We start from the raw sequence: 19,578 nt of genomic DNA on the forward strand, positions 1-19,578 counted from the left end.
ACCTGGCAGGAATCCCGATGGCATCCCCGACCGCTCGGCCCGTGGTACTCGACCGCGCCACGGCGCTCGCGGCGCACGGCCACGGTCACACGATCCCGTGCCACCGGACCCCTACGACGACCCGGAACAGCCTGCCCCACCAACCCCCAGCACCCGGCCACCTCCCCCCAACGCAACACACACGCGGCACCCCAAATGGAGGGACAGTCCAAGACCGGACACCAGCCCACAGCCCGCCCCACCCCCACGACGGCGCGGAGCGCCACCACCGGGACCGGTGGGGCGACCTTCTGGAACAGCTTCCCAAGACCGATGAGCGGCGGACCGTACCCATTCCCGCCTCCCTCGTCCCAGAGCTGAAACCGCTGGTCGACAGGCGCGGCGATGACGCCCACGTCTTCACGACCAAGCGGGGCGCTCCACTGCGCAACGCGCGCCGGGGGCAGTGGGAGCCCATCAAAGCCGGACTCACCCCTCACGGCCTGCGGCACTCGCACAAGACGTGGATGATCGAGGACGGCATTCCCGAGATTCTGCAACACGAGCGCCTCGGCCACGAGCTTGGCGGCATCGGCGCGGTGTACTCGCACATCACCGAGCGGATGCGGCAGCAGCTGCGGGACGCGCTGACCGCGCGATGGGAGCAGGCGCTGGAGGAGCGCGCGGCGCTCGCGCCGGGCTCGGCAGTGAGAGTGCTGGAGCGGCTTCTCGGCGACCTCGACAAGAAAAACTCTAGAAAAACAGAAGAAAAGGCGGTTACTCGCCTCCGTTCTCGGAGGCAAGTAACCGCCTGACCTGCTACTGCGCTGTCGGGGTGGCGGGATTTGAACCCACGACCTCCTCGTCCCGAACGAGGCGCGCTGCCAAACTGCGCTACACCCCGTGTGCTCCGCACCGCAGTCTAGCGGACGTAGCTGGGTGCGCGCATCCTGGACGACGTCTCCTTCGCTGGGGCGACCGGATCAGTCCCGGGGCACCAGGTCGAGCAGGCTGGCCTCCGGTCGGCAGGCGAACCGCACCGGGGCGTACGGAGAGGTGCCCAGCCCGGCCGAGACGTGCAGCCACGCCCCCGCGTACCTGCTCAGCCCGCGGGCGCGACGCCGGTCGATTCCGCAGTTGGTCACCAGCGTGCCGTAGCCCGGCAGGCACAGCTGCCCCCCGTGGGTGTGCCCGGTCAGCAGCAGATCGTAGCCGTCGGCGGCGAACCGGTTCAACACCTCGGGTTCCGGGGAGTGGGCCAGGCCCACCCGGATGTCGGCGTCCGGGGCCGGGCCGGCAATACGGTCGTAGCGGTCCAGCCCGATGTGGGGATCGTTCACACCGGCCAGCGCCACCGTGTTCCCGTTCACATCCAGGCTGCCCACAGCGTTGTTCAGGTCCAGCCAGCCGGCCCGTGTCATGCCCGCTCCGAGGTGTTGCCAGGGTAGATCGGGAACACTCCGGTGTGCGTAATCCCCGGCACTGTCCCCCCACAGGTAGCGGGCAGGGTTCTTCAGGCGCGGCGAGAACAGGTCGTTCGACCCGTACACGAACGCCCCCGGTCGTTCCAGGAGCGGACCCAGCGCATCCAGAAACGGGTGTACCGCCTGAGGGTGCGCCAGCGAGTCGCCCGTGTTCACCACCAGATCCGGATCGTGTTCGTCAAGGCCACGGATCCAGGTCCGTAGCAGCCGACGATGCGGGGTGAGGTGGGCGTCGGACAGGTGCAGGATCCGGATTCGGGGCTGGCCGGGCTCCAGAACCGGGATTTCGTGGTGGCGCAGCCGGAACCAGTTGCGTTCGACGATCGCGGCGTATCCGAGGCCGACCGTCCCTGCCGCGGCCAGCAGGGCCGCGCCCCGCCCAGCGCCGCGCAGGGTCATGCGCAGGGTGCTCACTGTGGGGTGCCTCCTTTGGTTGTGTCCGTCATGGTGCCAGACCGTGGCGGTTCCGGAGACAGAGGCGAGGATCCCCTCGCGGTTGGCGCACGGCCGCTGCCCTGGTGGTCTATGCTCACGTGACATGGCGCACCTCAAGGAACGGCTCCAGGCCGACCTCACCACGGCGATGCGGGAACGCGACGACGTGCGAACCCGCACCCTACGAATGGCTCTCACCGCGATCACCAACGAGGAGGTGGCGGGCACCTCCGCGCGGGAACTCTCCGACGAGGAGATTGTGACCGTACTCACCCGGGAGGCCAAGAAGCGTCGGGAGGCCGCTGAGGCCTTCACCGACGGTGGGCGGACCGAACAGGCAGCCGCGGAGCGCGCCGAGGGTGAGGTCCTGGCCGAGTACCTGCCCGCGCAGCTGGACGACACCGAACTGGCCGACATCGTCGCGGCCGCCATCACCGAGACCGCAGCCAGTGGACCATCCGCGATGGGATCGGTCATGAAGCTGGTCAAGCCACGCGTTGCCGGGCGCGCCGAGGGCGGCCGGATCGCGGCCGAGGTACGCCGCCAGCTGGGATAGGCACTGCGATCCGATCCGGCGTGGGGCTGGACTGGCCCGAGACGCCGGCGCGCACAGCGTCAACCGTCCCGGGCCACCGACCGCGGTGACCGCGGCAGGGCACCATCCCTAGCCGACGGTGGGTTGGAGCGAGATCGGATCGCCGGGGATCGCCGAGGTCGCGTCGGTGTTGTCATCGGCGCTGAGGAAGACGTTCACGGTCGCGCCGGACGGCAGCGCCGTTCCGGGATTCGGGTTCACCGCGGCGACACTGCCGGCGGCCTCCTCCGAACGGATCGGATTGTCGGACACGTTCACCGTGTAGCCGGCCTCCTCCAGTGTGCTGACCGCGGCCTGCTCGGACTGGCCCACCACATCGGGCACTCCGCCGCTCTGCTGGCTGGCCTGGGTCGCGTTCCCACCGCCGGAACGGTACTGCGACGGTGCAGCCGGGAAGTCCTCATTGGGGATGTGCTGCACCGACTCCTGGAAGGTCTCCTGCCAGATGGGGCCGGGAATCGTGGCGCCGTAGACGAAGCTGTAGTGACGCCCCCCGAGCGTGATGTTGCGCAGCGGGTAGTTCTGCGGCCCGCGCGGGTCACCCACGAACACCGTTCCGGCCAGGTTCGGCGTGTAGCCCGCGAACCAGGCGGCCGCCCCGCCGTCCGTGGTTCCGGTCTTTCCGGCCGCGGGGCGTCCGATCTCCAGACCGTCGGCCGTGCCTCCGCTGAAGGTCTGCTGGAGCAGGTAGCTCACCCCGTCCGCCACATCGGAGTCGATGACCTGTTCACAGTCGGACTCCAACTCGATGGTGGTGTCTGACTGGTTGTCTTCGATCCTGGTGAACGGCAGCGGCTCGCACAGCTCGCCGCCCGAGGCGAAGGTGGCGTAGGCGTTGGCGAGCCCCATCGGGGAGATCTCCTCACTGCCCAGGGTGAACGAGTTGTTCGCCTGGGTGTTGGGATTGTCGAAACTGGTTCCGTCTCCCCGCTGGAGTCCCAGGGTCTCGGCCATCTCGATGGTCTCGCACAACCCAACATCGGCTTGGAGCTGGGCGAAGTAGGTGTTGGAGGACTGCTGGGTCCCGCCCACCATGTCCAATCGGCCCGCGTCACTGTCGCCCGCGTTGCTCATCGTCCAGGAGGGCAGTCGCCCCCCGTTGCAGTTGACCTGGCCGCTCACCGTGGTGCTGCCCGGGGAGTCGTAGGAGGTACCGAAGCCCATTCCCTGGTCGAGCGCGGCGGCCAGGGTGATCGGTTTGAACGTGGATCCGGGCTGGAAACCGGTGCTGCCGCCATGGTCGTAGTCGGCCATGAAGTTGATGGAGGTCTCACCGAGGTTGCTCTCGTCGGGCCCGTAGTCGCGGCTCTGGGCCATCGCGCGGATCTCACCGGTTCCGGGCTCGATCAACACCTGGGCGGCGACCTTACGTGACTCGTTGTCCCGCGGCACCCAGGAGTCCACCGCATCCTGCGCCGCCTGTTGCATATCCGGGTGGAGGGTGGTGTGGATCTCCAGCCCGGCGGTGCGCAGCCACCGCGCCCGCTCGGCGGCATCCTCACCGAACTCCTCGTTCTGTTCGATCTCCCGCACGATGTAGTCACAGAAGAAGGGGGCGGTTGCGGGCATGCATCCGTTGTCGGGCTCGCTGACGTCGAGGTCGAGCTCCTCCTCCGCACGGACCTCGTCCGCCTCCTCCTCGGTGATCATCTCCGCGTCGACCATGCCGTTGAGTACGGTCTGCCGGCGGTCCATGGCCTGTTCCGGATTGGTGCGGGGGTTGTACTGGTAGGGGTAGCGCACGATCCCGGCGAGCAGTGAGGACTGGCTCAGATCCAGCTCGTCGGCGCTGACTCCGAAGTAGTGCTGGGCGGCGGACTCCAGGCCGTAGGCCCCGTCCCCGAAGTAGGCGATGTTGAGATAGCCCTCGAGGATCTCGTCCTTGGTCATGTCCTGTTCCAGGCTGGCCGCGTAGCGCAGTTCCCGGATCTTACGGTCGAGAGTCTCCTCCCGCGCCGCCTCCAGCTCCTCCTGGGACTCGGCGCTCTCGATCAGGATGTTCTTGACGTACTGCTGGGTGATCGAGGAGCCACCCTCGGTCTGCCCCTGGAGGGTGCGCAGGGCCGCCCGGAAGGTCCCCTGGAAATCGAACCCGCCGTGTTCGTAGAACCGGTTGTCCTCGATCGCGATCATGGCGTCCTGGGCGATAGGCGCCATGTCCTCGAGATCGATGAGCTCGCGGTTTTGGTCATAGATGTCCGCGATCACGCCACCCTCGGTGTCGAGCATCGTCGAGCGTTCGGGTGGCGGCGGGGTCTCCAGGTCTGCGGGCATGTTGAGGAAACTCGTGGCGATATTGCGGGCCGTGATTCCGGCCCCACCGAGCGCGGGAAGAGCGAGCGCAGCAACAAGCACCCCCGCAACGACACTGACCCCGACGAGCTGACCGACCTTGTGCAGTGAAATCCCATGCCCCACTCTTCTAGCCTACGTCCTTAACGCCAGGGATTGGCAGGTATGTGTGCCCTCGGCGCGTGATTTGCGGCCCGAGTTTCGGTTTGGTGCGGCGACCGGGTGCGGCAACCGGGTGCGGGGCACGCCACCGGCCACGGCGGACCCGAGGCGACGACGCCCGGGATGAACCGGAGGTTTCGGGGTCCGACCGTGCAGCGAACCTCCGAAATCCCGCCATCCGGGACGCGAGATGGTGCGCGGCACCGCCGTCCTTTCGCCGGTCCTCAGGTGGACTCCGCGCCGGAGCCGCTGCCCAGGTCGTGCCCGACACGGCGCAGCCCCGTCAGGTCAGCCACGGCATCGGGTTGGGCGGGGACCTCGACCACGGGGGTGGTGGGGTGGGCCGCGACGAAGCTGGACCGTTCCCGCGCCTCCGCCGCCTGGGTGTCCATCCTACGGGCGTGCAGCCGCAGGGCCGCGGCCGCGAGGGTGTGTTCCCCCAGATCCTCGAGAGTTTCGGCCGCGGCGTCGCTTCGGGCTGCGGACAGGCGCGCCGGCGTGGGGGCCGCGCCGTGGCCGTGGGTCTTGTTGAGTACCAGTCCAGCCAGGGGCATTCCTTCCGCGGCGAGCCGCTCCACGAAGTAGGAGGCCTCCCGGAGCGCGTCCGACTCCGGGGCCGCCACCACCAGGAACTCGGTCCCCGGGGCCTTGAGGAGCTCGTAGGTGTGCCGGGCCCGATCCTGGAAACCACCGAATACGGCGTCGAACGCCGAAACGAACGTACGCACGTCGGACAGGAGCTGAGCCCCGATGACCCGGTTGATCACCGTGGTGATCAACCCGAAGCCACTGCCCAGCATCCGCAGGTAGGACCGGCCACCGGTCCCGCCGAGCATCCGGATCAACCGTCCGTCCAGAAATCGGCCGAGCCGGTTGGGAGCGTCCAGGAAGTCCAGGGCGGAGCGGCTGGGCGGGGTGTCGACCACGATCAGGTCCCACTCCTCCGAGGCACGCAGCTGACCCAGCTTCTCCATCGCCATGTACTCCTGGGTTCCGGAGAAGCTCGTGGATAGGGACTGGTAGAAGGGGTTGGCGAGAATCTGTTCGGCACGTTCCGGGTCGGCGTGCGCCCGCACCACCTCATCGAAGGTGCGCTTCATGTCCAGCATCATGGCGTGCAGCGTGCCCCGCCCCGAGTCCCGCGGCCCCAGGTCGATCTGTCGCGGCGTGTTGTCCAGCTCGTCCAAACCAAGCGACTGGGCGAGACGACGAGCCGGATCGACGGTGATGACCACCGCCGTTCGTCCCCGTTCCGCCGCTCGCAGCGCCAGCGCGGCGGCCGTGGTGGTTTTGCCCACGCCACCGGAGCCGCAGCACACCACGATGCGGGTCTGGGTGTCGTCCAGGAGGGCGTCCACGTTCAGGGGCGGGGCTTCCTGGTGAAGCTTCTGCACGGTCACACAGCCCCCTGAGTTCGTAGCACGTTCGCCAGGTGGTAGAGGCCTGCGAGGTCAATGGGCCCCTCGAGTAACGGCAGGTCGAATGTGGGGCGCTGTGCGGCCTCCAGGCGCTCGCGCAGCCCCTGCTCGGCGGCGACGGTATGCGCGTGGGCCAGAAGTTCGGGCACGAGCTCCTGCGCGGTCTGCTCGGCCTGCTCCAGACCGGCTGCCTTGAGTCCGCGGGCCAGGGCCTCGGTGTCGACCCGTCCCTCGGCTGCCGCCCGTTGGTCGGTCTCGTTCAGGAACCGAGGGCGCCGCATGTTCACCAGGATGGAGCCCACCGGAATGTTGACGTCGGTGATCTGCTCGACACCGTCGAGGCACTCCTGGACCGGCATGTCCTCCAGGGTGGTTACCACGTGCACGGCGGTCTGGGCCGAACGAATCACCTCCATCACGCGGTCCGCGTGGTGATGGACGGGACCCATGCGGGCGAGGCCGGCCACCTCGGTGTTGACGTTCAGAAACTGGGCGATCCTCCCGGTCGGGGGAGCATCCAGAACCACCGCGTCGTACACGAACGGGGCGCGTCGCGTCGCATCCCGCGGTGTCCGCCCGCGCTCCTCGCCCTGACGGCGACGGACGGCCTCCGTGACCTTGCCGGTCAACAGGACATCCCGGGTGCCCGGAGCGACCGTCGTGGCGAAGTCCACCACTCCGAACCGCGTGAGCGCGGCCCCGGCCCGCCGCAGGCCGTAGAACATCTCCAGATAGTCGAGGAGGGCTGCCTCGGCGTCGATCGCCAGCGCGTAGACGTCGCCTCCGTCCGGGGCGACGGCCACGCGCCGTTCCGCGTAGGGCAACGGTGCGCAGTCGAACACCTGGGCGATGCCCTGGCGCTCCTCCACCTCGGTCAGCAGCACCGTGCGTCCCGACGCGGCGAGCGCCAGGGCCAGGGCCGCCGCTATGGTTGTTTTCCCGGTGCCACCTTTGCCGGTGACGACATGAAGTCGGGCATCGTTCCAGCCCCGGTCACGCACACTCACCCTCCAGAAGTTTACGCACGCCACCGCGGTTTCGGGGAGTGCCGTTCCCGCTTGGCGCGGTGAGGCCGCGCGAGCCGGGTGAGTAGGGTGGCGCCCATGACGAAATGGGAGTACCAGACAGTGCCGCTGTTGGCACACGCGACCAAGCAGATCCTGGACAACTGGGGAGAGGACGGCTGGGAGCTCGTCGCAGTCGTTCCGGCTCCGTTGCCGGAGGGCACCGACCCCCGGAACCAGCAGTACGTGGCCTACATGAAACGGCAGCAACAGTGAGCCCCACCCCGGAACAACGGCTGGCCGAGCTGGGCCACGAGCTGCCCCAGGTTGTCCGGCCGTTGGCGTCCTACGCGCCCACGGTCCGTTCCGGTCCGCACATCTACGTGGCCGGACAGCTGCCGTTGGTGAACGGGGAATTGCCGCATCGCGGCAAGGTGGGAGCCGAGGTCGATCCGGAGACCGCACGAGACCTGGCTGCGACCTGCGCGCTGAACGCCATCGCGGCGGTCCGGTCCGAGCTGGGAGAACTGTCCCAGGTGCGCCGGATCGTGAAGGTTGTGGGATTCGTGGCCAGTTCTCCCGACTTCACCGGGCAACCCCAGGTCATCAACGGGGCCAGCGAGCTCCTGGGGGCGGTGTTCGGGGACGCGGGTGTGCACGCCCGCAGCGCGGTCGGCGCGGCTGCCCTGCCACTGGACGCCCCCGTCGAGGTGGAGATGATCGTCGAGGTCGTCTAGAAACGAGCCGAGACAGGGATGGCTGGCGTGGGTCGCCTGATCCGGGCGGCCCAAACAGAGAGCAGGGACGACGCTATGACAGAGACCGGTGCGGCAGGAGCTTCGGAGTCGCCGCGGCCGCGTGACTCCGCGACCGTGATGCTGCTGCGTTCGGTGGCGGAACCGGCAGGGTCGGGCTTCGAGGTGTACCTGCTGCGCCGGGCCTCGTCGATGGCCTTCGCTCCCGGGGCGCACGCCTTTCCCGGCGGGGGCGTGGACCGGCGTGATGTGGAGCTGGCTCCCGGCTGGACGGGCCCCAGCCCTCAGGTGTGGGCCCAGCGGCTCGGCGTCGATACCGCCACGGCCCGGGCTCTGGTGTGTGCTGCGGTTCGGGAGACGTTCGAAGAGTCGGGGGTGCTGCTCGCGGGACCGTCCACGCGGGAGCTCGTGGCCGACACCCGCGACGAGGCATGGGAACGGGACCGCCGGGCGCTGCTGGACCGCTCCCTGTCCCTGGCCGAGCTCCTGGCCCGGCGTGGACTCGTGCTGCGGTCCGACCTCCTGTGCCCCTGGTCGCGGTGGATCACTCCGCGGGGGCAGCCCCGACGCTTCGACACCCGGTTCTTTGCCGCCGCGCTGCCTGCGGGGCAACAGGCACGGGATGTCGGGGGAGAGGCCGACCGGGCGGCTTGGTACGCGCCTGCGGCGGCCCTCTCCGCGTGGAAGCGAGGTGAGCTGCCGATGCTGCCTCCGACCATGATCTCCCTGCGCCAGCTGGCGGAATACACCGCGGTAACCGAGGTTCTGGCGGCCCACCGAGACCTGACCCCGATCGAACCAGAGCTGGACCGGGTGGACGGTCGGGAGCGGGTCCTGCTGCCGGACGGGACCACACACCCGCTACGGTGAGCCCGAGGCCTGCCGGACGAGCGGACGAGGTGACCACTGTGATCGACGGCTCGGGAACACTGCGTGCACACTGCCTGCTGTGTCCCAACCCGGGACCGATGACCCTGTCCGGTACCAACACCTGGGTGTTGCGGGAGCCGGGAGCAGATCGGGTTGTCGTGGTGGATCCTGGTCCCCAGGACGAGCGGCACCTGGAGCGGGTGGCGCGTTCCGTGCAGGAGCAGGGGGCCCGCGTGGTGCTCACGCTGCTCACGCATGGACATCCCGACCATAGTGAGGGCGCCCGGTACTTCTCCGAGCTGACGGGCGCACCCGTGCATGCTGTGGACCCTCGGCTCGGCATTGCCGGGGAGGGGCAGGACGCCACGCTGACCGACGGCCAGGAGTTCGAGGTCGACGGCCTCCACCTACGCATTCTGGAAACCCCGGGACACACGCCCGACTCGGTGTGTGTCCAGGTGGGCGCGGACGACGTCCTGCTGACCGGGGACACGGTCCTGGGGCAGGGAACGACGGTCATCACGGAGGACGGGCTCGGCGCCTACCTGGACTCCCTGCGCCGGCTCCGAGACCTCGTCGCCGCCTCCGGGATTCGCGCCCTGTTGCCCGGACACGGACCCATCTGCCCCGACCCCGCGCAGCGGCTCACCGAGTACCTGACCCATCGGGAACAGCGCCTGGAACAGGTCAGCGCCGCGGTGGCCGCCGGTGCGCAGGAGCTGCGTGGGGTCGTAGCCCGCGTCTACGGTGACCTGGACCCCGCACTGGTCCCGGCGGCGGAGTCCTCGGTGCGGGCACAGCTGCGCTACCTGGCCGCGCGGGGCGAGGTTCCGGCCGAGTTGGCCCGGTCCTGACCCGGGGGCGTGCACACCTGCGGGCCTGTGGGCGGCCCGCACCCCGACCGGGGCTCCATGGCGACACGGTCGCAACGAGGCCCGGGCGGGAATGCGTGCGTCACAGTCACGTCACGCCACAGCACGCCACGGCACACTGGGATACACGGTGGCGAACCGTGACATCACACCACGTGGTTGGCTGTGCGTGCGGCTCCATGCCGCCAGGATCGTCCTGCGGGGCGCGAGCCCGGAACGGTTCACCGAACACGCGCTACCGCGCGCGGCGCCGCATCCGCTCCACATCCAGCAGCACCACGGCCTTGGCTTCGATGCGCAGCCAGCCACGCAGCGCGAACTCGGCCAGGGCCTTGTTGACCGTCTCCCGGGAGGCTCCCACAAGCTGCGCGAGTTCTTCCTGGGTGAGGTCGTGGTGGACGTGGAGCCCGTCTTCGCCCTCCTTGCCGAACCGGTCGGCCAGATCCAGAAGGGCCTTGGCGACCCGTCCCGGAACGTCCGTGAACACGAGATCGGCCATCACGTCCGTGGTACGCCGCAGCCGCTGCGCCAGCGCCCGCAGCAGATGGATGGCGACCTCGGGCTGGCTGGTCACGAACGGGCGAAGTTCATCGTGCCCCAGGCCGGCGAGCACCACGTCGGTGACCGCGATCGCGCTGGCCGTGCGTGGGCGGGGGTCGAAGAACGACAGCTCGCCGAACATCTCGCCCGGGCCAAGAACGCTGACCAGGTTCTCCCTGCCGTCGACCGCGGCCCGGGTCAGCTTGACCTTCCCGCTCAGGATGACGTAGAGGCGGTCCCCCTCGTCTCCCTCGTGGAACAGGGTCTGCCCCCGTCCGAGCCGGACTTCTGTGACCGAGTTGCGCAGTGCCGCCGCGCCGTCCTCGTTGAGCGCCTCGAACAGCGGGGCGCTACTGAGCACCTCATTGGTCTTGTCCACCATTCCTCCTTGCACACCTGACCGTCAACAGTGTGACCTATATCGCATCCGGTTGGGAAACGACGTCATTACCTCGGCTTGTCGCCTCGTAGCACCCCCGTGTCACGGTCGACGTCAGCAGATACGATCTTAGATGCTCCACGGGACGGGCCGTTTCGGTGCTCCCCGCCCCCAACGTCGGGATCTGTCCGCCGGTGGGGCACGGTACGTAAGCTTGGGGGGTGTCTCGTGATACCTCGACAGCGTCCACAGGAGCTGCTGCGTCTCGCCCGTCCCGGCGCCGGACCGCGTCCGAGTCCCATCCGCACGACGGCGCATCGCCGGAAACACCCACCGGTGAGTCCCGTCTTGCGCTGGTCCGTCGCGCCCGCCGGATCAACCGGGAGCTAGCCCGGCTGTATCCGGACGCCGGATGTGAACTCAACTTCAGTACCCCACTGGAACTCCTGGTCGCCACCATCCTGTCCGCACAGTGCACGGATAAGCGGGTCAACGCCGTCACTCCAGCGCTCTTTGCGCGGTATCCCGACGCGGCGGCCTACGCGGGAGCCGACCGGGCTCAGCTGGAGGAGCTCATCCGCTCCACCGGCTTCTTCCGGTCCAAGGCCAACAGCCTGATCGGGCTGGGGCAGCAACTCTGCGACCGACACGGTGGGGAGGTGCCCAGTACGCTCGACGAGCTGGTGCAGCTTCCGGGGGTAGGCCGCAAGACCGCGAACGTGGTGCTCGGCAACGCCTTCGACGTGCCGGGGTTGACCGTGGACACGCATTTCTCGCGTCTGGTGCGCCGGTTCGGATGGACGGATCAGACCGACCCCGAGCGCATCGAGTCGGACGTGGCCTCCCTGTTTCCGCCGGCTGACTGGACACTGCTGTCCCACCGGCTCATCTGGCACGGGCGTCGAATCTGCCACGCGCGCCGGCCGGCCTGCGGGGTGTGCACCCTGTCTCGGCTGTGTCCGGCCTACGGCACGGGGCCCACCGACACGGAGGCCGCCCGGCGCCTGGTGCGTAACGGACCCTTCTCGTGACCAGGCCGGGGGCGGCCTGCGCGGGAGGATCCGATTCCGGGGCCCCGCAGCACGAGCCGCCGAAGCCCACGCAGGCAGCTAACCCAACAGCGGCCGGGATGCGCCAGGAGGACGTACGGGCCGGAGCGGCGCCCGAGTGGCTGCGGGAGGTGGCCGCCGCGGCGAGCTCCATGTCCGTACCCGCACGGATGCGCCCCAGCGCGACGGAGGGACGCCCATCCGCGGTACTGGTGTTGTTCGGGTGGCAGCCCGTCGACGATGTGGACGTGCTGCTGATCCAGAAGACCGCCGGGCTGCGTCGCCACGCGGGGCAGCCGGCGTTTCCCGGCGGCGCCCAGGAGCCGGTGGACAGTGGCCCGGTCGCCTGCGCCCTGCGGGAGGCGCAGGAGGAGACGGGACTCAACCCGTCCGGGATCGAGGTCCTCGACCCGTTGCCGGAGCTCTATCTGCCGCACAGCGGTTTCCGCATCACACCGGTGCTGGCATGGTGGCACACCCCCACACCCGTGCGTCCTGCCGATCCGGGCGAGGTGGCGGCGGTGAGCCGTGTACCCCTGACGGAACTCGCGGACAACCAGGTGCGGGTGCGGCATCCGGACGGAAGCACCGGGCCGGGGTTCCGCGTCCGTCGGATGCTGGTGTGGGGTTTCACTGGGGTGATCCTCCGTCACCTGCTGGTACTGGGGGGGTGGGTTCCGGAACGGGTGCCGGACCACGCCCCACTCGTGACGCCGCCGTGAACCGTGGGCGAGTGCCGGCCGGTTGGATAACGTGACGGGATGGAGGGCGTCGTGCTGGACGCGATCCTGATCGTGGTCGTGTTGCTGTTCGCACTGTCCGGGTACCGGCAGGGCTTCATCGTTGGGATCCTGAGCTTTGCGGGTTTCATCGGAGGGGGTGTCCTCGCGGCCCTCTTCGCCCCCGCCTATATCCAGGAACTCGTGCTCACCCCCAGCAACCAGGCCCTGCTCGCGGTATCGGTGGTGTTCCTGGCCGCCGCGCTGGGCCAGTTCGTAGCCTCCTACCTCGGTGCGCTGGTGCGAAACCGGGTGACCGGGGATTCCGGGCGGGCGCTGGACGCCCTGGGGGGCGCCGTGGTGAGTGCGGTGTCCGTGCTGCTGGTTGCCTGGCTGATCGGTAGTGCGCTCGCGAACTCGGCCCTGCCTCAGGTGGCGCACCAGGTGCAGAACTCTCGGGTGCTCCAGACGGTGGACCGTGTCGTACCCGAGAGCGTCAGCATGTGGTTCTCCACCTTCCGGCGGCTCGTGGACCAGAGTGCCTTTCCGGAGGTGTTCGGGGGCCTGGGGCACGGCCCCACGGTCGAGGTTGAGCCGCCCGACCCCGAGGTGTTGGACACACCCGAACTCCGGGAGGCGAGCCAGAGCGTGCTGAAGGTGCTGGGGACGGCGCCCGACTGTGCGCGGCGTGTCGAGGGAACCGGGTTCGTCTACGACGATGACCGGGTGATCACCAACGCGCATGTGGTCGCCGGCGTTCGGGAGGACCTGCGGGTCGTCACCCGCTCCGGTGAGCAGGTGCCGGCCACGGTGGTGCTCTACGACCCGCAGCAGGATCTCGCCGTGCTGGCGACGGAAGGGCTGGCGTCCACCCCGCTGGACTTTGCCCATGACGCCCAGTCCGGAGACGATGCGGTCGTTGCCGGGTTTCCTCGAAACAGTGGGTTCACCGTGTCCGCAGCCCGCATTCGCGCCGAGCAGACCGCGCAGGGGCCGGACTTCTACCAGTCCCAGCAGGTGAGCCGGGAAATTTACCAGATCCGGTCCGACGTCCAACCCGGGAACTCCGGTGGGCCCCTGCTGTCCCCGGAAGGGGAGGTCTACGGGGTGGTATTCGCTGCTGCGACCGAGGAGGCCGAGACCGGATACGTACTGACGGCCGACGAGGTGGCCGAGAACGCGGAAGCCGGGCGCACGGCGAATGATCCCGTCTCCACCCAGGAGTGCGACTGATCACGCTGCGCCGCACCGGATTCCGCGGTGACCGCTGCGATCAGCCGGGAGCGGCGTTGTCGGTGTGGCCGTGGTGCTCCCCGGCTGGATCGGCCCCCTCCTCCTCATCGGGGAAGGGCCAGCTCATGCGGACGACTGTTCCCGTGTCCCCACGGTCCACGGTCGTCTTGTCGGCGAGCCCGGTGATCACCGCCAGGCCCACTTCCGGTGACAGTCCGGAGACGCCACCCGGTGGGGTGTTGAGGTGCAGATAGGCCTCCCCGTGAGGTACGGCCTGCTCGCGCGCCCCCGGATCCGCGGGCGCCTGCGGTGCCGGCGCGCGGTCGGTGACAATCACCTCGAACCGGCCCGGGCCGTGGGTCGGGGGGGCGCTGGACCGTGCCCCCGCACCGTTGCCGCCGGACGTGGGCGGCAACTCGGCCGGTACCGAGTCTCCACTGGCCACCAGGTCAAGCTGGATCGGCTCCTTGGGGCACAGGGCACGGTGGGCCTCGACGGCACGCGAGCACGCCTCGCCAACCGCCAGGCGGATCTCGTCGAGTGTGGATTCGGCGATGCCCGCCCGGCGCGCCACGGACGTGGCCATGAGCCGTGCCGTTCGCACATGGGCGGGCAACGCACTGATAGTGAGCTGGACGACGGCCATCGCTCGCTCGTTAGCCCCGCTACTTCGACTTACGCTGGGCGATGGCGTCGGCCACGGAATCGTGGATACCGAACACCTTGGTCAGCCCGGTTATCCGGAAGATCTTGAGAATACGTTCCTGGGTGCAGACGAGGTCCAGGGTCCCGTCGTGCGCCCGCACTCGCTTCAACCCGCCCACGAGTACACCGAGCCCGGTCGAGTCCAGGAACTCGACCTTCTCCATGTCCACGACAAGATGGAAGTTTCCGTTACTGACCAGGTTGATCAGGAGCTCACGCAGTCGTGGCGCGGTATAGACGTCGATCTCACCCTCAACGACCACGATCTCGGTGTCGTCCTCGGTGTGGTGGTCAAGCTTCAAGTCCACTAGTCCTCCAGCGCGAACCGCGACCTCGGGTCGCGGGTGATCTCTGCGGGCGATACCCCTCAGGTCCGCATTCAATCACGCCTGATCGGTGTGTCCGTTGGTGTTCCACAAGAAACCGGCGGTGCCGCCCGTGTCTTCCCCGCCGGTGACACACTGAAACCAGCCGAACGGTGGGTCGCTGTTCGGCCGCCTGTTCGTGAAGGGGGTTTGGTGAACCCGCGGGAGACAACGCTTGGCATGCTCTGGCGTGACCCTACCCGCCTGTCCCAGGTCACGCACACGGAGGATGTGCCGGAGCGTCCAGGGGTAACAGAAGACTGGCCGCGGTGGGTAGCCCCCGAGCTCGTGACGCGGCTGCGGGAGGCCGGAATCGCCGCTCCGTGGTCCCACCAGGTCGCGGCGGCGGAGCTCGCATGGAGCGGTCAGGACGTGATCGTGGCCACCGGAACCGCCTCCGGGAAATCGCTGGCGTTTCAACTTCCGGGGCTGTCCGCGGTGTTGGGCGGTGCTGGCGGTGCTGCCACCATGCTCTACCTGGCCCCCACCAAGGCGCTGGCCGAAGACCAGCGGCGGCTCCTCGACGGCTTGCGCCTGCCAGGGCTGTACGCCGCCACCTACGACGGGGACACCCCCACCGCGGAGCGTGCCTGGGCGCGTCAGCACGCCAACGTCGTCCTGACGAACCCCGATATGCTGCACCACGGTGTCCTGCCGGGGCACGCATCCTGGCGGCGGTTCCTGCGCCGGCTGAGCCTGGTCGTCATCGACGAGGTCCACCACTATCGTGGGGTGCTGGGATCGCACGTGGCCCACCTGGTGCGGCGCCTGCGGCGCATCTGCGCCCGGTACCGTCCGGATGACCCCGGCCCCACCTTCGTGCTCGCCTCCGCGACAACCGCGGCCCCGCAGGAGTGCGCACAGCGGATCGTGGGCCGTGCTGTGCGGGCCGTCACCACCGACGGGGCGCCGCACGGCCGGATGGAGTTCGCCCTGGTGGAGCCGGCTCCCATGCGGGAACAGCCGCCGGCATCCCCGGACAGCGCGCCCGAGGGCGCCCTCGACGGGGACGCCCCCACAGTTCAGAACCCCCAGAGCCCCCAGAGTCCGCCGGTGCGGCGGTCCGCAACGGCCGAAGCCGCCGACATTCTGGCGACCTTCGTTGCGGCGGGGCTGCGCACCCTCACCTTCGTGCGCTCTCGCCAGGGAGCTGAGGCCGTGGCCCTGTCCGCCCAGCGTCACCTGAGCGACCGTGGCCAGTCGCACCGTGGCCAGCGGGTGGCGGCCTACCGTGCCGGATACCTGGCGCAGGATCGTCGCTACCTCGAGTACGCACTGCGTGAGGGGGAACTCGTCGGTGTGGCGACCACCAACGCCTTGGAACTGGGCATGGACATCACCGGCCTCGACGCGGTGATCATTGCCGGTTGGCCGGGGACGTTGGCGTCCCTCTGGCAGCAGGCGGGACGTGCCGGACGCGCCGGACAGCATGCCGTGACCGTGTTCGTGGCCCGGGAGGATCCGCTGGACACCTATCTGGTCCACCATCCGGAGGCGATCTTCGGGCGTCCGGTGGAAGCCTGTGTCCTCGACCCGGACAATCCGTACGTGCTGGGACCGCACCTGTGTGCCGCCGCGGCCGAGCTGCCCCTCACCGAAGCGGATCTGGAGCTGTTCGGCCCGGAATCGGGTCGTGTCCTGGAGCGGCTCACCGAGCAGGGAATGCTCCGCAGACGCCCCCGAGGCTGGTTCTGGACGAGTTCACAACGCGCAACTGACCTGGCCAGTATTCGGGGCGGGGAGGGTGCGCAGCTCCACATCGTCGAAGCGGAAACCGGCCAGCTGCTGGGCACGGTTGATGCCTCCGCCGCCCACACGAGTGTGCACCCGGGAGCGGTCCACCTCCACCAGGGCAACACCTACCTGGTCCGGGAACTGGACCTCGATGGGCAGGTCGCGCTGGTCACCGAGATGGAGGTGCACTATCGCACCTGGGCCCGCGAGGACACCGAGCTGGCGATCCAAGGTGTGCACCAGACCGTCTCCTGGCAGGGAGCCACAGTGAATCTCGGTGCGGTCCAGGTTCGGCGCCGGGTGGTGGGATACGTGCAGCGGGACGGACGCACCGGGGCGGTGCTGGGGGAGCACCGGCTCACGCTTCCGGAACGAACCCTGGACACGAAAGCGGTGTGGTGGACGATCCCCCAGGACACCGAACAGAGACTCGCCCGTACCGGGGTGGATCTGCGCGGGGCCGCACATGCCGCCGAGCACGCCGCGATCGGCCTCCTGCCCCTGTTCGCCACCTGCGACCGGTGGGATATCGGAGGGGTGTCCACCGTGGCACATCCCGACACCGGTCGGCTGAGCGTGTTCGTCTACGACGGACACGCGGGCGGGGCCGGCTTCGCCGAACGGGGCTACTCCGCGGCCCGGGAGTGGCTGGTGGCCACGCGGGAGGCGATCGTCGCATGCCCCTGTCCGGACGGATGCCCCTCCTGCGTGCAGTCCCCCAAATGTGGCAGCGGGAACGAACCGTTGAGTAAACACGGGGCCGTGCAGCTCCTGGACGCGCTGCTCCCTCAGTCCTGACCCGGGGCCGATACCGGCCCGTCCGCGACCACTGCACGGACGGGACCGCGCCCCACCGCGGTTCAGGGCGGTTCCGGGTGGGGGGCGTCCGTACTCCCGTCTCTCGGCGTGGCGGGAGGTGCGGGCGTAGCGGCCGGACCGGCGCGGGCCCGAGCCCTGGCCTGGCCCTGCGGCCACAGCCGGGGCTCGACGGTGACACTCACGATCACCTCAGTCCCGTGCACCGCACACTCCTGGAGCACGGCGTCGTTGGCGTGTGCCACCCACCGAGCCCGGACACAGGGGTCCGTAGTTCCCACATGCTGTGCGGCCGCCAGCGCCGCCAGGTCCGCAGCGGTCGCGGCACGCTGACGGTCCACCCGAAGACTCGCGGACACCAGGGCAGTCGCGGTGACGAACCAGATCACGGCACACAACAGGACCATCCACACCACTGCCGCGCCCCTGTCGTCCCGTTCGGACCCGCGGGTCACGACCCTGGTTCCGCTGGCGTGACCGCACGTCCGGTGACTCGCAGCCCGGTGGGCAGCGGAGCCAGTCGCACCGGAGCCGACACGGTGACCCGGGCATGCTCCGCCTGAACCTCCAGAACCATCGTGGAGCTTTCTGGGGCGGTCTGCCGGATTAGCTCCCGAGCCACCTGGGGGCTGTCCCCACGGGCCAGGGATCGTGCACCCAGGCGCGCCGAGTCCACACACGCCACCTGGGTGGCGCCGGCCTCGACTGCGCCGAGCGCGACCGCCAGGAGGAGCGCCAACGCGGGCAGTGCCACCGCGACCTCGACCGTTACCGTTCCGCGGTCCCTGCCGCCCGTCTGTTCGGCCGGCGTCGGCTCAGCCATGGGTGTTCAGGGCACCGGTGACCATGTCCAGAAGTACCTGGCGTACCTCGTCACTGGTGAGGACGGCGTACAGCACCACGGCGAAGGCGGCGGCAGCCAGTGTGCACAAGGCGTACTCCACCGTGGACATACCCCGGTCCCCAGGGTGGGGACGCGGCGCCGTGGTGGGGTGGTGGTTGCGGGCCGGCGACGACGGTGCCGGTGTGCGCATGACTCCCCCTCGGGTTGGGAACGTCGGATGGACGGACGCGTCGATACGCATCACTGTGCGACGTGTCGTGGGGGTGTGCCCACGCGAATCCACCACCTGTGGATGATGTGTCCGAGAAAACCCGGATCCGGGGATGGCAACGAAAGCTGAAGATGCAACGCTAAGCCTGTGGCTGTCTCCCTCGACGCGCTCCGTGCATTCCTGATCGTGTACCGGAGCAGGTGTATGACCGGCGCTGCCGACCAGCTCGACGTCTCCCAGTCCGCCATCTCCGGCCAGATCCGGCAGCTGGAGCGGGACCTGGGCTACGCGCTGTTCCGGCGGCTGGCCCGCGAGGTTGAGCCCACCCGCGACGCGGACCGGCTCGCCCGCCGTCTCGGACCGTCCCTGGACCGCATCGATACCGCGCTCGTTCCCTCGACCTGCCCGGGGGAGCCGGTTCAGGCCGTGCATCTGGGTGGCCCCACGGAGGTTACGGGAGCCGTTCTCGTCCCCGCGCTGGCCGACCTGGTGCGCGAGGGCCTGCGTGTGACCGTCACACCCGCTCCCGCGGCGGAGCTGGAGGCGGCGCTCATGGGCGGACGTCTTGACCTCGTGCTCTCTACCCGGCCGTCCACGGACCGGGACCTGGCCTGTGAACACGTCGGTGACTCGGAGCTGGTGCTCGTCACCCGCTCGGACTTGGCGCATCGTCTCGGTGCGCCGTTGCGTCCGGACGTGCTGCCGCAGGCGCTGCGTGGTGTTCCGATTGTGGGGACCGGGGCCGGGGCAGGGGCAGGGACGGGGACGGAGCAGGCCCCACTGGCCCAGTACGGAACCCAGGCCGGTATCCCGGTTCCCCAACGCCCCGCCGACTTCATGCTCGAGGACCTACGGGCCGTGCGTTCGGCGATTCTCGCCGGCGCCGGGGTTGGTGTGTTGCCGTACTACCTGTGCGGTGGTGATCTGGCGTGCAACGCGGTGCGGCCCGTGTGTGTGCCGCGGGTTCCGCCCCGGTCCTCGCTGTATCTGACGCGTCGCGTGGACGCGGCACCCGTGTTGGCGGTGGAGACCGTGCGCAGCCGCATCCTGGGTCAGGGGCGACTGTGGTGATACGGCGGAGGTTCCTCGCCGCAGTTCCGAGGGCGGTGGGCGCAGA

The 19,578-nt window shown here is 69.3% G+C and carries 21 protein-coding genes and 1 tRNA gene; 11 read left to right on the forward strand and 11 right to left on the reverse strand.

Annotated elements, in window-relative coordinates; genetic code table 11:
- Positions 1 to 17 precede the first annotated feature (17 nt).
- Positions 18 to 794: a tyrosine-type recombinase/integrase gene (locus tag RIF23_RS06775; protein ID WP_310912072.1), complete on the forward strand. Its 777-nt coding sequence runs from the start codon at positions 18 to 20 to the stop codon at positions 792 to 794.
- 15 nt (positions 795 to 809) lie between these two features.
- On the opposite strand, the gene RIF23_RS06780 is transcribed toward RIF23_RS06775, so the two are convergent.
- Together RIF23_RS06780 and RIF23_RS06785 are read right to left on the reverse strand one after the other, a co-directional pair.
- A tRNA-Pro gene (locus RIF23_RS06780) sits at positions 810 to 883 on the reverse strand.
- Positions 884 to 962: 79 nt separating this feature from the next.
- Positions 963 to 1,862, reverse strand: a complete 900-nt coding sequence (locus tag RIF23_RS06785; RefSeq protein WP_310912073.1) for a metallophosphoesterase — start codon at positions 1,860 to 1,862, stop codon at positions 963 to 965.
- Positions 1,863 to 2,001: 139 nt separating this feature from the next.
- On the opposite strand from RIF23_RS06785, the gene RIF23_RS06790 reads away from it, so the two are divergent.
- Positions 2,002 to 2,454, forward strand: coding sequence for a GatB/YqeY domain-containing protein (locus RIF23_RS06790; protein WP_310911551.1), 453 nt, complete (start codon positions 2,002 to 2,004; stop codon positions 2,452 to 2,454).
- A 108-nt stretch (positions 2,455 to 2,562) separates the two neighbouring features.
- Here RIF23_RS06790 and RIF23_RS06795 read toward each other — a convergent pair whose 3' ends face one another.
- The 3 genes from RIF23_RS06795 to RIF23_RS06805 form a co-directional block, all read right to left on the reverse strand.
- Positions 2,563 to 4,767, reverse strand: a complete 2,205-nt coding sequence (locus RIF23_RS06795; RefSeq protein WP_310912074.1) for a penicillin-binding protein — start codon at positions 4,765 to 4,767, stop codon at positions 2,563 to 2,565.
- A 404-nt stretch (positions 4,768 to 5,171) separates the two neighbouring features.
- Positions 5,172 to 6,347, reverse strand: coding sequence for an ArsA family ATPase (locus RIF23_RS06800; RefSeq protein WP_310911552.1), 1,176 nt, complete (start codon positions 6,345 to 6,347; stop codon positions 5,172 to 5,174).
- Positions 6,344 to 7,372, reverse strand: a complete 1,029-nt coding sequence (locus RIF23_RS06805) for an ArsA-related P-loop ATPase (protein WP_310911553.1) — start codon at positions 7,370 to 7,372, stop codon at positions 6,344 to 6,346. Before RIF23_RS06805 ends, RIF23_RS06800 begins: the two co-directional genes overlap by 4 nt.
- Positions 7,373 to 7,468: 96 nt before the next feature.
- Here RIF23_RS06805 and RIF23_RS06810 point away from each other — a divergent pair, with 96 nt between their 5' ends.
- The 4 genes from RIF23_RS06810 (at position 7,469) to RIF23_RS06825 (ending at position 9,848) form a co-directional block, all read left to right on the forward strand.
- On the forward strand, positions 7,469 to 7,645 hold the full coding sequence (locus tag RIF23_RS06810; RefSeq protein WP_310911554.1) for a DUF4177 domain-containing protein: 177 nt from the start codon (positions 7,469 to 7,471) through the stop codon (positions 7,643 to 7,645).
- Positions 7,642 to 8,106, forward strand: coding sequence for a RidA family protein (locus tag RIF23_RS06815; RefSeq protein WP_310911555.1), 465 nt, complete (start codon positions 7,642 to 7,644; stop codon positions 8,104 to 8,106). The genes RIF23_RS06810 and RIF23_RS06815 overlap by 4 nt, the downstream gene beginning before the upstream one ends.
- A 75-nt stretch (positions 8,107 to 8,181) precedes the next feature.
- Positions 8,182 to 8,994, forward strand: a complete 813-nt coding sequence (locus RIF23_RS06820; RefSeq protein ID WP_310911556.1) for an NUDIX hydrolase — start codon at positions 8,182 to 8,184, stop codon at positions 8,992 to 8,994.
- A gap of 29 nt (positions 8,995 to 9,023) precedes the next feature.
- Positions 9,024 to 9,848, forward strand: coding sequence for an MBL fold metallo-hydrolase (locus RIF23_RS06825; protein ID WP_310911557.1), 825 nt, complete (start codon positions 9,024 to 9,026; stop codon positions 9,846 to 9,848).
- Between the two features lie 253 nt (positions 9,849 to 10,101).
- Here the strand turns inward: RIF23_RS06825 and RIF23_RS06830 are convergent, their stop codons facing one another.
- Entirely contained in the window at positions 10,102 to 10,788 is a 687-nt protein-coding gene (locus tag RIF23_RS06830) for a Crp/Fnr family transcriptional regulator (RefSeq protein WP_310911558.1), read from the reverse strand.
- A gap of 350 nt (positions 10,789 to 11,138) precedes the next feature.
- Here RIF23_RS06830 and nth point away from each other — a divergent pair, with 350 nt between their 5' ends.
- The 3 genes from nth to RIF23_RS06845 all read left to right on the forward strand — a co-directional run bounded on the left by nth (position 11,139) and on the right by RIF23_RS06845 (position 13,786).
- The gene (nth, locus tag RIF23_RS06835; protein WP_310912075.1) at positions 11,139 to 11,816 is read left to right on the forward strand and encodes an endonuclease III; all 678 of its coding nucleotides are present in this window, start codon (positions 11,139 to 11,141) and stop codon (positions 11,814 to 11,816) included.
- Between the two features lie 98 nt (positions 11,817 to 11,914).
- Entirely contained in the window at positions 11,915 to 12,556 is a 642-nt protein-coding gene (locus tag RIF23_RS06840; RefSeq protein WP_310912076.1) for an NUDIX hydrolase, read from the forward strand.
- A 51-nt stretch (positions 12,557 to 12,607) separates the two neighbouring features.
- A complete protein-coding gene (locus tag RIF23_RS06845; protein WP_310911559.1) occupies positions 12,608 to 13,786 on the forward strand; it encodes a MarP family serine protease in 1,179 nt (392 codons plus the stop codon).
- Positions 13,787 to 13,826: 40 nt separating this feature from the next.
- On the opposite strand, the gene RIF23_RS06850 is transcribed toward RIF23_RS06845, so the two are convergent.
- Complete coding sequence (locus RIF23_RS06850) at positions 13,827 to 14,432, reverse strand: ATP-binding protein (RefSeq protein ID WP_310911560.1); 606 nt, start codon at positions 14,430 to 14,432, stop codon at positions 13,827 to 13,829.
- Positions 14,433 to 14,451: 19 nt separating this feature from the next.
- Positions 14,452 to 14,799, reverse strand: a complete 348-nt coding sequence (locus RIF23_RS06855) for an STAS domain-containing protein (protein ID WP_310911561.1) — start codon at positions 14,797 to 14,799, stop codon at positions 14,452 to 14,454.
- A gap of 237 nt (positions 14,800 to 15,036) precedes the next feature.
- Here RIF23_RS06855 and RIF23_RS06860 point away from each other — a divergent pair, with 237 nt between their 5' ends.
- Positions 15,037 to 17,388: a DEAD/DEAH box helicase gene (locus RIF23_RS06860; RefSeq protein WP_310911562.1), complete on the forward strand. Its 2,352-nt coding sequence runs from the start codon at positions 15,037 to 15,039 to the stop codon at positions 17,386 to 17,388.
- Positions 17,389 to 17,450: 62 nt separating this feature from the next.
- Here the strand turns inward: RIF23_RS06860 and RIF23_RS06865 are convergent, their stop codons facing one another.
- From RIF23_RS06865 to RIF23_RS06875, 3 genes are read right to left on the reverse strand one after another with little or no spacing between them, the layout of a single operon-like run.
- The gene (locus RIF23_RS06865) at positions 17,451 to 17,861 is read right to left on the reverse strand and encodes an Rv3654c family TadE-like protein (RefSeq protein ID WP_310911563.1); all 411 of its coding nucleotides are present in this window, start codon (positions 17,859 to 17,861) and stop codon (positions 17,451 to 17,453) included.
- Positions 17,858 to 18,229 (reverse strand): TadE family type IV pilus minor pilin, encoded by a 372-nt coding sequence (locus RIF23_RS06870; RefSeq protein ID WP_310911564.1) that lies wholly within the window; start codon positions 18,227 to 18,229, stop codon positions 17,858 to 17,860. Before RIF23_RS06870 ends, RIF23_RS06865 begins: the two co-directional genes overlap by 4 nt.
- Positions 18,222 to 18,491: a DUF4244 domain-containing protein gene (locus tag RIF23_RS06875; RefSeq protein ID WP_310911565.1), complete on the reverse strand. Its 270-nt coding sequence runs from the start codon at positions 18,489 to 18,491 to the stop codon at positions 18,222 to 18,224. The genes RIF23_RS06870 and RIF23_RS06875 overlap by 8 nt, the downstream gene beginning before the upstream one ends.
- 117 nt (positions 18,492 to 18,608) lie before the next feature.
- Here RIF23_RS06875 and RIF23_RS06880 point away from each other — a divergent pair, with 117 nt between their 5' ends.
- Complete coding sequence (locus RIF23_RS06880) at positions 18,609 to 19,532, forward strand: LysR family transcriptional regulator (RefSeq protein ID WP_310911566.1); 924 nt, start codon at positions 18,609 to 18,611, stop codon at positions 19,530 to 19,532.
- Positions 19,533 to 19,578: the final 46 nt, after the last annotated feature.

The sequence above is a fragment of the Lipingzhangella rawalii genome, from assembly GCF_031628175.1.
Lineage (GTDB): Bacteria > Actinomycetota > Actinomycetes > Streptosporangiales > Streptosporangiaceae > Lipingzhangella_A > Lipingzhangella_A rawalii.

Excerpts from the sequence above, each read along its gene's own strand:
- RIF23_RS06795 (WP_310912074.1), bottom strand. The coding sequence starts at position 4,767 with ATGCCCGCAGACCTGGAGACCCCGCCGCCACCCGAACGCTCGACGATG.
- RIF23_RS06810 (WP_310911554.1), top strand. The coding sequence starts at position 7,469 with ATGACGAAATGGGAGTACCAGACAGTGCCGCTGTTGGCACACGCGACC.
- RIF23_RS06820 (WP_310911556.1), top strand. The coding sequence starts at position 8,182 with ATGACAGAGACCGGTGCGGCAGGAGCTTCGGAGTCGCCGCGGCCGCGT.
- RIF23_RS06775 (WP_310912072.1), top strand. The coding sequence starts at position 18 with ATGGCATCCCCGACCGCTCGGCCCGTGGTACTCGACCGCGCCACGGCG.
- RIF23_RS06870 (WP_310911564.1), bottom strand. The coding sequence starts at position 18,229 with ATGGCTGAGCCGACGCCGGCCGAACAGACGGGCGGCAGGGACCGCGGA.
- RIF23_RS06875 (WP_310911565.1), bottom strand. The coding sequence starts at position 18,491 with ATGCGTATCGACGCGTCCGTCCATCCGACGTTCCCAACCCGAGGGGGA.
- RIF23_RS06860 (WP_310911562.1), top strand. The coding sequence starts at position 15,037 with ATGCTCTGGCGTGACCCTACCCGCCTGTCCCAGGTCACGCACACGGAG.
- RIF23_RS06785 (WP_310912073.1), bottom strand. The coding sequence starts at position 1,862 with ATGACCCTGCGCGGCGCTGGGCGGGGCGCGGCCCTGCTGGCCGCGGCA.
- RIF23_RS06830 (WP_310911558.1), bottom strand. The coding sequence starts at position 10,788 with ATGGTGGACAAGACCAATGAGGTGCTCAGTAGCGCCCCGCTGTTCGAG.
- RIF23_RS06790 (WP_310911551.1), top strand. The coding sequence starts at position 2,002 with ATGGCGCACCTCAAGGAACGGCTCCAGGCCGACCTCACCACGGCGATG.
- RIF23_RS06850 (WP_310911560.1), bottom strand. The coding sequence starts at position 14,432 with ATGGCCGTCGTCCAGCTCACTATCAGTGCGTTGCCCGCCCATGTGCGA.
- RIF23_RS06840 (WP_310912076.1), top strand. The coding sequence starts at position 11,915 with ATGCGCCAGGAGGACGTACGGGCCGGAGCGGCGCCCGAGTGGCTGCGG.